Source organism: Roseivivax sp. CAU 1753 (assembly GCF_054482575.1).
The window spans coordinates 1-12581 of sequence record NZ_JBTLRF010000003.1 but is presented as its reverse complement, the minus strand read 5'-3'; the positions used below and the strand labels follow the sequence as shown (position 1 = coordinate 12581).

Genomic DNA, 12581 nt, shown 5'->3' with positions numbered 1-12581 from the left:
AAACTGTCGCGGGCCGGGCGCGCTCAGTGCAGTTTCAGCTTGGGGCGCAGCACCTTGTTGACGCGGCCGGCGGCGATCATGAAGGCCCCGGTCACCCATCCATGCACCGCCATAAGGTGCATCCGGTACAGCGAATTGTAGGCAAAGCGGGCGATGCGCCCCTCGACCGCCATCGACCCGCCCATGAGGTTGCCCATCAGCGAACCGATCGTTTCGAAGCGCGACAGGTTCACCAGCGCGCCGTGGTCGCGGTAGACAAAGTCGCGCGGCGCCTGCCCCGACATGATCCGGTCGAGGTTGTCGAACGCGCAGGACGCCATCTGATGCGCCGATTGCGCGCGCGGCGGCACCGGGCTGCCGCTGCCGGGCAGGGTGCAGTTGGCGCAATCACCAATGGCGAAGATGCGGTCGTCGGTCGTGGTTTGCAGCGTCGGGCGCACCATGATGCGGTCGATCCGGTCCAGTTCCAGATCGCTCATCGCGGCCACGGAATGATCGCCGCGCACCCCCGCCGCCCAAAGGATCATGTCGGCGGCGATGGGGTCGCCGTCCTTCACGTGCACCAGCCCCTTGTCGATCCGCGACACCATCGTGTCGGTGCGCACGTCGATACCCAGCGCGCGCAGTTCCTTGGTCGCCGACGCCGACAGGTCTTCGCGCAGCGCAGGCAGGATGCGCGGTCCGGCCTCAAGCAGCGTGACCTCCAGCGCGTCTTCGTCGAACACCTCGAGCCCGTAGGTGCGCAGGCCCTTGGCGGCGTTGAACAACTCGGCCGACAACTCCACCCCCGTGGCGCCGCCGCCGACGATGCAGATGCCCAGGCGCGCGTCCGTCTCGCCGCGCTGGCGGCGTTCGTTCACCCGCAGGCAGGCGTTGAGCAGCCGCTTGCGGAAGGCATCGGCCTGGCGGCGGTGTTCAAGGAACATCGCATGCTCGCGCACGCCGGGGATGCCGAAGTCGTTGGACACACCGCCAAAGGCCAGCACCAGGTAATCGTAGCGGATTTCGTGGCGGTCGAGGATGACCTGCCCATCCTCATCGAGAAGCGGGGCGGTGATGACCTTTTGCCGTTCGCGATCAATACGTTCCAACGTGCCGTTGAAGTAGCGATAACCCCAGCGCGCGGCATGGCCGCCATATCCCACCTCGTCGAGATTGGGATCGAGCGAGCCCGCCGCCACCTCGTGCAGAAGCGGTTTCCAGACATGGGTGCGGTCGCGGTCGACAAGAATGATGTCGTGCTTGTCACGCCCGAATTTCGCGCCAAGCTTGCGGACGAGTCCCAGCCCGCCGGCACCGCCGCCCACGACGACGATCTGGGTTTTTTGCGTCGGCATCCTGTCCTCTCGGGGTTGCGGCTCGGTGGCACTATGCTGGGCAGTCGGGGCAAAGGGCAAGGGAAAGCGCAGACGCTGCCGTCGCCCGGCGGCGCGGTTGAGAAGTGCCGGAGCGGCGGGCGGGGCTTTCAGGACCAGGGCGCGCGCGGCAGGTTCAGGCGCGGTGCGCCCCGTCGGCCAGGGACTTGACGAAGGCCAGCACCTCGTCGACCGGCTTTCCCTTGGCCAGTTCGGCCACGATGGCAGAGCCCACGACACAGCCGTCCGCAATCGCCGCAATGCTTTCGGAGGATTTCGGCGTCTTGATGCCGAAGCCGACAATCACCGGCAGGTCGGTCTGCGACTTGATCCGCGTGACCTCGGGGGCGACGTCGTCGGCCTGTGCTTCGGCGGCGCCGGTGATGCCGGTGATCGAGACGTAATAGACAAAGCCCGACGTATTCTCGAGCACCTTGGGCAGGCGCTTGTCGTCGGTGGTCGGCGTGGCGAGCCGGATGAAGTTGAGCCCCGCCTTCTGCGCCGGGATGCACAGCTCGTCGTCTTCCTCGGGCGGCAGATCGACGATGATCAGCCCGTCGATGCCGGCCTCTTTCGCCTGGTCCAGAAACCGGTCGACGCCGCGCGAATAGATCGGGTTGTAATAGCCCATCAGCACGATCGGCGTCTCGTCGTCGCCCGCGCGGAAATCGCGCACCATCTGCAGCGTCTTGTCGAGGGTCATGTGCCCGGCAAGCGCGCGCTGCCCGGCCTCCTGGATGGTCGGACCGTCGGCCATCGGGTCGGTGAAGGGCACGCCCAGTTCGATGATGTCGACACCCGCGGCGGGCAGTCCCTTGACCAGCGCCAGCGAGGTTTCGACGTCGGGATCGCCCGCCATCACGTAAGAGACGAATGCCTTTTTCTTCTCGGCACGCAGCTTGGCGAACTTGGCGTCGATCCGTGTCATGCTAAACCCTTGCCCTATGACCCGGAGGCGTGAGTGCCGGATCGGCGGGCGAAAATCAATGGGCCATCGACGCGGGCACGCGTCGGGTCGAGGAGGTGGACATGCGAATTCTCTTTACCGGTGGCAGCGGCAAGGCGGGGCGGCACGTGCTGCCCTATCTGCGCGATCAAGGCCACAGCATCCTGAATGTCGACCGGGTGCCGCTCGGGGCCGCGGGCATCTTCGATCTGTCGATCGACCTGACCGACAGCGGACAGGTCTGGAACGCGATGACGCAGGTTTTCGATCTGGCCGATCTGGACGGGCAGGGCGTTCAGCCGCTGGATGCCGTGGTGCATTTCGCCGCCGTGCCGCGCATCGGGGTGACCGCCGACAACGAGACGTTCCGCAACAACGTCATCTCAACCTACAACGTGATCGAGGCGGCGGTGAAACTTGGCGTGCCGAAGATCGTCTTTGCCTCGTCCGAGACCACCTATGGCATCTGTTTCGCCCAGGGCGAGGTGCTGCCCGCCTATCTGCCGGTGGACGAAGAGCACCCGACCGTGCCGCATGACAGCTACGCCATGTCGAAGGTCTGCAACGAGGCCACGGCGCGCAGTTTCCAGGCGCGCTCGGGGTTGGACATCTACGGCCTGCGCATCAACAACGTTATAGAACCCCATGAATATGAGCAGAATTTTCCGGATTACATCGCGGATCCGGACCTGCGGCGGCGCAACATCTTTGCCTATATCGACGCCCGCGATCTGGGCCTGATGGTCGAGCGATGCCTGCAGACGGACGGGCTGGGCTATGAGGTCTTCAACGTCGCCAATCCCGACCCATCGGTCGATCTGACCATGCAGGCCATCGCCGCGCGGTTCTATCCCGGCGTGCCGTTGCGCCGCGAGATGGGCGCGACCGAGACGCCCTACTGCATCGACAAGGCCCGGCGCCTGCTGGGCTTTGCGCCGCCGGAACGCTGGCGCGCCGCACTCGGGCACGATGCCCGACCGGTTTGACGTGTATCAAGGCATCACGCGAGCGCATCTCCTAGTGTCCTGCCGATTCCGAACCATGGCAGGAGGCCTCTGATGACGCCCAAGGATACCGCGGCAAACGCCGCACAGGACAGTGGCACGCCCGCCCCGAAAACCGCGACACCCGACAAGGCGGCCCCGGCTTCCCCGGTCTCGCCTGTGGCGGCAGATTCGGCATCTGTCGACACCGCGGGCGATGCGCCGCCGGTCGCTCCGGTCAGCCAGACGGCCTTCGAGCAGGGCGGATACCCCTATACCACGCGCATGTCGCGCCGCGCCTATGAGCGAGAGAAGGCCAGGCTTCAGGCCGAATTGCTCAAGGTGCAGATCTGGGCGCAGGACACCGGCGAAAAGTTCGTGCTGTTGTTCGAAGGGCGCGATGCAGCCGGAAAAGGCGGCACGATCAAGCGCTTTACCGAGCACCTCAATCCCCGCTCGGCGCGGGTCGTGGCGCTGAACAAGCCCACCGACGAAGAGCGCGGGCAATGGTATTTCCAACGCTATATCGACCATCTGCCGACCCGGGGCGAAATCGTTCTGTATGACCGGTCATGGTACAATCGCGCGGGCGTCGAGCGGGTGATGGATTTCTGCGAGCCGCACGAATACCTCGAATTCATGCGCCAGACGCCCGAGCTTGAACGCATGCTCGTGCGCTCGGGCATCCGGCTTTACAAATACTGGTTCTCGGTGACGCAAGAGGAACAGCGCGCGCGCTTTGCCAGCCGCGAGACCGACCCGCTGAAGCAGTGGAAGCTGTCGCCCATCGACAAGGCCAGCCTCGGGCGCTGGGACGATTACACCGAGGCCAAGGAGGCGATGTTCTTCTACACCGACACCGCGGATGCGCCCTGGACCATCGTGAAATCCGACGACAAGAAGCGCGCGCGGCTGAATTGCATGCGGCATTTCCTGTCGACACTCGATTATCCGGGCAAGGACCTTGCCGTCGTCAAGGCACCCGACCCGCTGATCGTCGGGCGCGCGGCACATGTGATCCGGCACGACTCGCACATTCTGGGCGCATCGCTGAACCCCTGAGCGGGCCGCATGGCGGTGTCCTGGCGCGATCTTGCACGGGGGTGTGTCCGGGTCTAAGGCTCGGGCATGGCGCAACCTGAACTCACACTTCCCCGGCATCTCGGGGCTCTTCTGGTCCTCGGGGTGCCGTTGATCGGCGGGCACCTGGCGCAGTTTGCCATCGGTCTGACCGACACGATCATGATCGGCTGGTACGGGGTGGCGGAACTGGCCGCGCTGACGCTGGCGGTCACGGTCTTCATGACGTTCTTCCTGTTCGGCACCGGGTTTGCATGGGCGGTGATGCCGATGGTGGCCAGCTATGCCGCGCAGGGCGACGATGTTCAGGTGCGGCGCGTCACCCGGATGGGGCTTTGGCTGTCGGGGCTGTTTTCCTTGGCGATCATTCCGATCCTGTGGTTCTCGGGGCCGATCCTGCGCGGGCTGGGGCAGGATCCGGCGCTGGCGGCGGATGCCCAGACCTATCTGCGGATCGCCAGTTGGGGCCTGGTTCCGGCGCTCGGCGTGATGGTCCTGAAAAGCTATCTTGCCGCGATGGAGCATACCCGCGCGGTGTTCTGGATCACGGTCTTCGCGGCAGGGCTGAACGTGCCGTTCAACTATGCGCTGATCTTCGGCCATTGGGGCATGCCCGAACTGGGTATCCAAGGCGCGGCGCTGGCATCGGTCCTCACCCATGCGGTGTCGCTGCTCGGGGCCATGCTCTACGCGGTGCGCAAGCTGCCGCAGCACGACCTTTTCACCCGGTTCTGGCGACCCGATCCGGAAAGCTTCGCGGCGGTGTTCCGCCTGGGCTGGCCCATCGGCATGACCAACCTGTCCGAGGTGGGCCTGTTCGCCGCATCGTCGATCCTGATGGGCTGGCTCGGCACGGTGCCGCTGGCCGCGCACGGGGTGGCGATACAGCTTTCCACGGCCGCCTTCATGATCCACCTCGGCCTCTCGAACGCGACCACCGTGCGCGCCGCCAATGCCTTCGGACGGCGCGATGCAGCGCATCTGGCGCGGGGGGCCTGGGCCGCGATCATGCTGTCGGGGGCGACGTCGCTGGTGACGGTCGCCATCCTGGTGCTGTTTCCCGGTCCGATGATCGGCATCTTTCTCGATCCGGCCGATCCCGACCGGGCGCAGATCATCGCCATCGGCACCGGGCTTTTGCTCATGGCGGCGCTGTTCCAGGTGGTTGACGGCGCGCAGGTCATCGCCCTCGGGCTGTTGCGTGGGGTGCAGGATACCCGCGTGCCGATGGTCATGGCGGCGCTGGCCTATTGGGGCGTCGGCCTGCCCGGAGCGCTGGTTTTCGGCTTCACGCTCGATTGGGGCGGCATCGGCGTCTGGCTGGGCCTCGTGCTGGGCCTCGGGGCCGCAAGCGTCATGCTGATGGCGCGGTTCTGGATGCGCGCGCTGCCGACCTTTGCCGCCACCGGTCAGAGCCTTGCGCCCGGGCCCGCAGCCCAATAGAAGCGCGGCGCATCTAGTCAGAAAAGGGCAGGCAATGGGCTTTCGCATGGGTATCGTCGGGTTGCCGAATGTCGGCAAATCGACCCTCTTCAACGCGCTGACCAGGACGGCCTCCGCGCAGGCGGCGAACTTCCCGTTCTGCACCATCGAGCCCAATGTGGGTGAGGTGGCGGTGCCCGATCCGCGCCTTGAAAAGCTGGCCGCAATCGCGGGCTCCCGGCAGATCATCCCGACGCGGATGACCTTCGTGGACATCGCGGGTCTGGTGAAGGGCGCATCCCGGGGTGAGGGTCTCGGCAACCAGTTCCTCGCCAATATCCGCGAGACGGACGCCATCGCCCATGTGCTGCGCTGCTTCGAGGATGGCGATGTGGTGCATGTGGACGGGCGTGTCGACCCGGTGTCGGACGCCGAAACCATCGAGACGGAGCTGATCATCGCCGACATGGAAAGCCTTGAGAAGCGGCTGGCCAACATCACCCGCAAGGTGCGCGGCGGCGACAAGGAGGCGGTGCAGCAGGAGCGGCTGATGAAGGCCGCCCTCGAGGTGCTGAACGCCGGCAAGCCCGCGCGCCTGGTCGCGGTGGCCGAGGACGACCTCAAGGCGTGGCGGATGCTGCAGCTTTTGACCGCGAAGCCCGTGCTCTATGTGTGCAACGTCGCCGAGGAAGATGCCGCCGAGGGCAATGCCCACTCCGCCGCGGTGGCAAAGATGGCCGAGGCACAGGGCAATGCCCATGTGGTCATCTCGGCCCGGATCGAGGAAGAGATCAGCCAGCTCGATGCCGAGGAAGCCGAGATGTTCCTGTCCGAGATGGGGCTGGAAGAGGCCGGGCTCGACCGGCTGATCAAGGCGGGCTACGCGCTTCTCCACCTCGAGACCTACTTCACCGTCGGCCCCAAGGAAGCCCGCGCCTGGACCATCCCCATCGGCACGCCCGCCCCCCGCGCCGCCGGCGTGATCCATGGCGATTTCGAAAAGGGCTTCATCCGCGCCGAAACCATCGCCTACGACGATTTCGTGGCACTGGGCGGCGAACAGCCCGCCAAGGACGCAGGCAAGATGCGCGCCGAGGGCAAGGGCTACGTGGTCAAGGACGGCGACGTGCTGCACTTCCTGTTCAACACCTAGCGCGTCGCGCCCCGGCCAAGGCATTTCCGGTGCATTTCCCGGGATTTTCCGCTTGTTCCCCTTTGCGCAGATCATTAGACGGGTCGGCGGAGACGTGGCCGAGTGGTCGAAGGCGCTCCCCTGCTAAGGGAGTAGGCCCGGAAGGGTCTCGAGGGTTCGAATCCCTTCGTCTCCGCCATCGCTCTCGCGGGAGGAAGTGTGAATTCCCTGAATTCACAACAATCGCCGCTTGTCTGGTTCAAACTATCCGGATCGTGGAACACGGTCTTCGGGCAAGACATAGCTATTCTAAGATTTCTAGAAATCGTCAAATTCCGGAACGTTGCCCAGCCTTATAAGGAAGCTTGGCGTTCCAACTTCTCCGCTGTTTGGGTCCTCAATGACCATGTAAGCGTCGGCACCCGCACAATCTTCGGATAGAGCTTCTCGTTCGGCTCTGTTTTGGGCTTCCGACGCTGTGGAATATTCGTATTGCTTGGCGATTTTCAGGCCAGCCCGTCCATCGCGCCCGGCCTTCGTTTGAACATATGTCTGGCAGATATAGTGAATTATCTCCGCGGTCTGCTCTGAGCTTGTCATGGATTTATCCTAAGAGAGAGCGGAGGCGATCGGGAAGTTTGGGAACGGCCTAAGGTCGACGCTTTCTGCGCGTTGCGGTGGCTGTGGTTTCTGATGGCGTGTTTGCTTCTCTTTCAAGGCGCGCATTGCGCAGTCGGGAATTCTTGGCTTGTCGTTGTTCCGCTTCTTCGTCGACCATTTGTCTGACGACACGCGTCGTCTTATCCATCGGGGTTTCCGGTTTAGAGCCATACACCTTGAACAGATTGCTTTTTGTGAGTTTCGTCAATTTTCCGTCTCCATTATTGTTTCAGGCCGGCTGGACCAAGCGAGGTCTTTCAAACCGGCGCCAAGTGTTCGACCTTGCCCTGGGCAGGTCGCGGTTGTCTTTTGGCGCCATCATGGAGCAGTTTTACTGCGATGTCGGGCGCGGCCATTGCATGCATGAGTGCCGAGTAGTTCATCTGAAATCTCACTTCGGATCCCAACTTCGGCGCGGATCGGTTCGATTCAATGACGAGATGATCGCTGGTCGCACCGATCAATGTGCTTCCCACAGGCATTGAAAGCCCTGGAATGTCGGTGTCCTGATGTTCCATCGCGAGGATCATGCGCGCAGAGGCAGCACCGGTTGTCACAATGCGAAGTCGTTCCGGTGTTGGATCGATCAGGGCGATAGGGAAAGGCGGATGTTTTGCATCCGTTTCGATAACTTCGGCGACAAGCGTGAAGGCGTCCGTGTGCATCCCGCCGATCCGGTCCCCAGACACCGGCTCAACACCCAGAAGGATCGCCTCACCCAGACGGAGGTCGTTGACAGGACCGGTCGCGCGTTCACCAAGCGCCCAGGGCAAATTGGCTGAGTTGCCACCGGATACGACTTTTAGGAACGGGCCGCATACCCCCTCGATCTCGTTCGCGAGGTCGCAAAAAGTGGACATTTGCAAACCAGTCGGGGCAAGCCCGCTCAGACAGGCAAAGTTCGCACCAATCCCTTTCAATGCAACCCCTGACATTTGCTGGACCTGCTGTGCAATACCTTCCAGGTTCTCGGGTAGTATCCCGTCGCGCAGATCACCCATTTCGACCATGAGGACGATACCGTGGACGGCACGATTGCGGATCGCGGCAGCAGCCACAGCCGAAATGACCAAAATCTCGGTGTTATAGCTCATGTCACAGGACTGAATGACTTGATCGGCCTGGCTTAACATCGGCGTACGGATCAGCGTGATTGGGCCTGTCATGCCTGCCGCACGTAACCTTTGCACATTGCTTATACGTGCATCTGCAAGCCCTGAGGCCCCGCCATCTAGCATAGCCTGAGCTATCGCAGGATGGCCGCAGACGGCCTTGGTAACACCTGTGACGCCGATACCACGCGGGCCCAACCGCCGAACGACGGTTTGTGTGTTGCGACGTATCTTGTCCAAGTCCACTTCGATGCATGGGCAGCTCATATCGCGGCCATCGAAGGCCTTTGCGTCAAATCGGGGTATGCGGTGATCACCATCGCAAGCAAATGTGCAGCCGGTCGAGCCAGAGCATCCGTCACTGGAAGTCCGAGTTTTTGTGATTGTGCTGCGATGGTGTCGGTGATTTCGGCCTCAGACATCCCCTCGTGATTGAGTGTGACACCGATGACTTTTGTATCGGCGAAGGCTTCGATCAGGGCGATCTCACTTGCCGGGGCAGGCATTGGCATATTGGGAAAGTCGCAGCGATGTGCGCGTTTGGGGGCGTGTTGAAGGATGACAGCGTCTGGCTGGCTGCCTCGCAGGATAAACGCGGATGTGCAAAACGCCGGGTGGCTTAGCGCGCCCTGACCTTCGATCAAAATGACATCGGGTTGTTCGGCTTCAGACGCCGCAACAATCGCACCTTCAAGTTCGCCGCAGCAGAATTGAGGCGGTACGGCATCCATGGCGATACCGTATTTTGCGCCCTGCATCAGACTGGTCTGGCCTGTGCCGACAAGCACAGTCTTGATGCCCTTCGCATTCAGAGCGCGGGCCAAAACGGTCGCCGTTGTCCGCTTGCCGATCGCGCAATCAGTACCAAGAACGGCAATCCGCAGCGCTTTTACACCAGCAACACTGCCATCAAACAGGCGCATTTCCTTGCTGGGTTTCGGCTTGCGGATGTCGCGGATCGTGACATTTCGAACTGACGCCGCATTGGATATTTCAGTGTCATCGCCCAGATATTCATGCAGTCCGCTCACGATGTTCATGCCAAGCTCAATCGCTTGGAGAACAACGCCTCGATCCGCAGTCGAAAGACGCCCTGTCGAAGGGGCCATCCCATAGATCAGCGTATCGGGAATGACGGCTTCATGGGCAACTGCGGCGTCCAGATGACCAAAGATCGGTATGCTGTTGCTTACGTCGTCTAGAACGGATCCGCTGTCTTGTCCGCTATAGGTGCTGTCGATGACGGAAAGGACGCGATACGCTTGAGAATGGCGCACAAGGCCGTTTGCCGTCTTGCCATCGATTTGCGCGAAGTTCCCTTCGCAATAGACGACTGCCGATGGTGGCGCTGAGACGTGCGTGATTGAAGTGGCATGTTCGGGTTCTCGGCGGGTCATTGGTGGCGCTTGCGCGCCTCTGACGGGACGGCGGATGGTGTCGACAGTTTCAGATTTGGTTTCCATGGTAGTTTCCTTTTATGATCGGCACGGAGGACAGAACTGTCCTCACCTGCGCATTTTGAAGTCCTTGTTGCCGTGCTTTGCGCCTAGTTGTTAAGCGCGCACAGCCCCTTTGATTCTTGGAAATTTTTGTTGCAATTCCAAACTCGCCGACCAAGGCACCGTAAATACCGGGTCTCGTCCTTTCGGGGAATGTCATTTTCGTTCCTCTGACGGAGAGAGCGCCGCCGCACAATTATTGATTGCGTCAGTGGTTGCGTCGGCCCGATCCTGCGCCAGAGCCAACTCCAGGTCTCGGTGATCCACTGCGCGCAGTTCTGGCTTTCCCGCGTGCCAATCAATCAATAAAAACGTCGCTGTCCGTCGGTATGCCGCAAAGCTGTGGCTCTGCATGACTTCGTCGTCTGCCAGCACTTCGTATTCGCCCGCGGGCAGTTCATCGGTGTATCCCGCGACCACAAACGGATGAAGAAATGCCACAATTGACGTGGTCGTGCGCGATAACATCGGCAACCTTCCCAAACATCAGATCCCTGCTACAGGACGCGACAGATGAATTTTCATGATGGACGGTTGTTGTTCGCGCTGGCAGGCAGATGCGCCTATGCCGCAGAGAACCGCAACTTTCGTATTTCCCACATAGTCTCTCAGTGTCGGAAATACAAGGTTGGTGACTCTGGCTCCATTTCTCAGACCACCCGTGCCCTTAGGCTCAGGACCCATCGATTTCAGCAGAAGGGCATGGTTCACCGCGCAGAAACCGAGCGGTGATATGTCTGATCTCTTCTGGCTGAGCGATGCGCAGATGGTGCGTCTGGAGCCTTGCTTTCCGAAGTCCCATGGTAAGCCGCGCGTCGATGATTGGCGTGTCCTGAGCGGGATTATCTTCATCAATCGTAATGGGTTGCGAAGGCGTGACGCGCCTGCGGCATACGGCCCCACAAGACGCTCTATAACCGTTGGAAGCGTTGGAGCGACAAAGGCATCTTCGCGAAGATGATGGTCGGACTGCCTGCCGGTGACCTGCCCCCTGCTGGTCCCTCATTCATAACGAGAGTCTGCAGGTTGGATCTGGGCATTCGGCTTCCCGGCCGGGGTCCCGGGCTCTCGTCTTGTCGCGCGCAGATGACAGCAGGATCGGTCGCTGCGACATTCCGGTCCCGATGTGTGATTGACGATGGCGGGCAAAGAGAGGGGAGACTAGGCTTGTCCCGCCAAGCAAACGGAGAACACCATATGCGCCCCACCGCCATTGCCATGTCCCTGACAACATGTGTCGCGCTTCTGGGCTGCGCGCCCGAACAGGACACTGCCTACGACGACTACGCCAACCTTTGCGCGGGTTGCCACGGGCTGTCAGGGCAGGGGGACGGGCCGATGGCCGAAAGCCTGGCGGTGCAACCCTCGGACCTGACCCGCATCGCCGAACGCAATGGCGGCACGTTTTCGCGCTTTCAGGTCATGAGCAAGATCCACGGCTATTCCGGCACCATGCATGACTTCTCGGCCATGCCCGGCTTTCAGGGACTGATGGAAAGCCCGACCGTGCTGGTCGAGCATGACGACGGAACCGTGCTGCCGACGCCCAAGCGGATCGTCGCGCTGACCGCCTATCTCGAAAGCCTCCAGATATGACAGCCCGCGTCCATCGGCCCCGTGCCCCCTCAGGTCCGCCATAGCCGCGCGGTCGCGCAGGTGGCTGTCGCGGGCGGGCTACTTCGGCATTTGCGCTTGGGAACATTCGCGCGACTGGTGTGTTCGTCATCGAGCGATACACTCGTATCTGCAAAGGGACTGAGCACGGATGATCAGACCTGAACGATCGAAGGGTCTGAAATGACAGTCTTTCTGCATGGTCTCTCGACCGCATTGCCGCCCCATTGCCTGACCCAGACCGAGGTTCGGGAACGCGCGGCCATCATCTTCGGCGGCGTCTATTCGCAGTTTGACCGGCTGTCGCGGACGTTCGATTCAGCGGGGGGACTAAGCCGCTCCGCGGCAATGGTGCCCGTGGCTGGCGTCGGTGCGTCATCTCAGCGTTTTTCTATGTGGCCGGGCTTTCTGGGCTGACGATTGGGGTCTTCCCACCGTCAGACAGGAGGTTCCCATGGAGGAGAAGAACACCACGACCCCGCTGCGCCAGCGGATGATCGAGGACATGAACATCCGCGGGTTGTGCGAGAAGACGCAGAAAGCCCACATCCGGAATGTGAAGCATTTTGCATCCTTCCTCGGTCGACCGCCTGACACCGCCACGGCAGAGGATCTGCGGTCCTACCAGCTCAAGATGACCCAAGAGGGGGTGACCGCCAGCACCTTCAACGTGCGCATCATCTCGCTGCGGTTCTTTTTCGGCGTCACATGCGGACGCGACGAGATGAAGCGTTTCATGCAGTTCCACCGCAATCCCCGGAAGTTGCCGGTTGTCCTG

At 62.0% G+C, this 12581-nt stretch carries 14 protein-coding genes, 1 tRNA gene and 1 pseudogene; 9 read left to right on the top strand and 7 right to left on the bottom strand.

Going from position 1 to position 12581, the window contains the following annotated elements:
• Positions 1-23: 23 nt before the first annotated feature.
• Both ACXYMN_RS07465 and trpA read right to left on the bottom strand, forming a co-directional pair.
• Positions 24-1337, bottom strand: coding sequence for an NAD(P)/FAD-dependent oxidoreductase (locus tag ACXYMN_RS07465; RefSeq protein WP_459012915.1), 1314 nt, complete (start codon positions 1335-1337; stop codon positions 24-26).
• A 154-nt stretch (positions 1338-1491) separates the two neighbouring features.
• The gene (gene trpA / locus ACXYMN_RS07460) at positions 1492-2283 is read right to left on the bottom strand and encodes a tryptophan synthase subunit alpha (RefSeq protein WP_459012914.1); all 792 of its coding nucleotides are present in this window, start codon (positions 2281-2283) and stop codon (positions 1492-1494) included.
• A gap of 101 nt (positions 2284-2384) precedes the next feature.
• Between trpA and ACXYMN_RS07455 the strand changes: the two genes are divergently transcribed.
• From ACXYMN_RS07455 to ACXYMN_RS07435, 5 genes are all read left to right on the top strand, one after another.
• Positions 2385-3287 carry an NAD-dependent epimerase/dehydratase family protein gene (locus ACXYMN_RS07455; protein ID WP_459013391.1) on the top strand — a complete coding sequence of 301 codons (903 nt, stop codon included), beginning with the start codon at positions 2385-2387 and terminating at the stop codon, positions 3285-3287.
• Positions 3288-3359: 72 nt separating this feature from the next.
• A complete protein-coding gene (ppk2, locus tag ACXYMN_RS07450) occupies positions 3360-4346 on the top strand; it encodes a polyphosphate kinase 2 (RefSeq protein WP_459012913.1) in 987 nt (328 codons plus the stop codon).
• Positions 4347-4412: 66 nt separating this feature from the next.
• Positions 4413-5807 carry an MATE family efflux transporter gene (locus ACXYMN_RS07445; RefSeq protein WP_459012912.1) on the top strand — a complete coding sequence of 465 codons (1395 nt, stop codon included), beginning with the start codon at positions 4413-4415 and terminating at the stop codon, positions 5805-5807.
• A 34-nt stretch (positions 5808-5841) separates the two neighbouring features.
• The gene (ychF, locus tag ACXYMN_RS07440) at positions 5842-6939 is read left to right on the top strand and encodes a redox-regulated ATPase YchF (protein ID WP_459012911.1); all 1098 of its coding nucleotides are present in this window, start codon (positions 5842-5844) and stop codon (positions 6937-6939) included.
• Positions 6940-7027: 88 nt separating this feature from the next.
• Positions 7028-7117 (top strand) — tRNA-Ser (locus ACXYMN_RS07435).
• A 119-nt stretch (positions 7118-7236) separates the two neighbouring features.
• Here the strand turns inward: ACXYMN_RS07435 and ACXYMN_RS07430 are convergent.
• The 5 genes from ACXYMN_RS07430 to ACXYMN_RS07410 all read right to left on the bottom strand — a co-directional run bounded on the left by ACXYMN_RS07430 (position 7237) and on the right by ACXYMN_RS07410 (position 10657).
• Positions 7237-7518 carry a hypothetical protein gene (locus ACXYMN_RS07430; protein ID WP_459012910.1) on the bottom strand — a complete coding sequence of 94 codons (282 nt, stop codon included), beginning with the start codon at positions 7516-7518 and terminating at the stop codon, positions 7237-7239.
• Positions 7519-7567: 49 nt separating this feature from the next.
• Complete coding sequence (locus ACXYMN_RS07425) at positions 7568-7786, bottom strand: hypothetical protein (protein ID WP_459012909.1); 219 nt, start codon at positions 7784-7786, stop codon at positions 7568-7570.
• Between the two features lie 49 nt (positions 7787-7835).
• Positions 7836-8957 (bottom strand): alanine racemase, encoded by a 1122-nt coding sequence (locus ACXYMN_RS07420; protein ID WP_459012908.1) that lies wholly within the window; start codon positions 8955-8957, stop codon positions 7836-7838.
• Complete coding sequence (locus ACXYMN_RS07415; protein ID WP_459012907.1) at positions 8954-10153, bottom strand: DUF1611 domain-containing protein; 1200 nt, start codon at positions 10151-10153, stop codon at positions 8954-8956. The genes ACXYMN_RS07420 and ACXYMN_RS07415 overlap by 4 nt, the downstream gene beginning before the upstream one ends.
• Positions 10154-10345: 192 nt before the next feature.
• Positions 10346-10657 carry a hypothetical protein gene (locus ACXYMN_RS07410; RefSeq protein WP_459012906.1) on the bottom strand — a complete coding sequence of 104 codons (312 nt, stop codon included), beginning with the start codon at positions 10655-10657 and terminating at the stop codon, positions 10346-10348.
• Positions 10658-10922: 265 nt separating this feature from the next.
• Here ACXYMN_RS07410 and ACXYMN_RS07405 point away from each other — a divergent pair.
• From ACXYMN_RS07405 to ACXYMN_RS07390, 4 genes and pseudogenes are all read left to right on the top strand, one after another.
• Positions 10923-11167: pseudogene (locus ACXYMN_RS07405) on the top strand (transposase); the annotation flags it as partial.
• Positions 11168-11386: 219 nt separating this feature from the next.
• Positions 11387-11785 (top strand): c-type cytochrome, encoded by a 399-nt coding sequence (locus ACXYMN_RS07400; RefSeq protein ID WP_459013390.1) that lies wholly within the window; start codon positions 11387-11389, stop codon positions 11783-11785.
• 201 nt (positions 11786-11986) lie between these two features.
• Positions 11987-12220, top strand: coding sequence for a hypothetical protein (locus tag ACXYMN_RS07395; RefSeq protein ID WP_459012905.1), 234 nt, complete (start codon positions 11987-11989; stop codon positions 12218-12220).
• Positions 12221-12257: 37 nt separating this feature from the next.
• Positions 12258-12581, top strand: a 324-nt coding sequence (locus tag ACXYMN_RS07390; RefSeq protein WP_459012904.1) for a site-specific integrase, incomplete at its 3' end; no start/stop codon positions are given.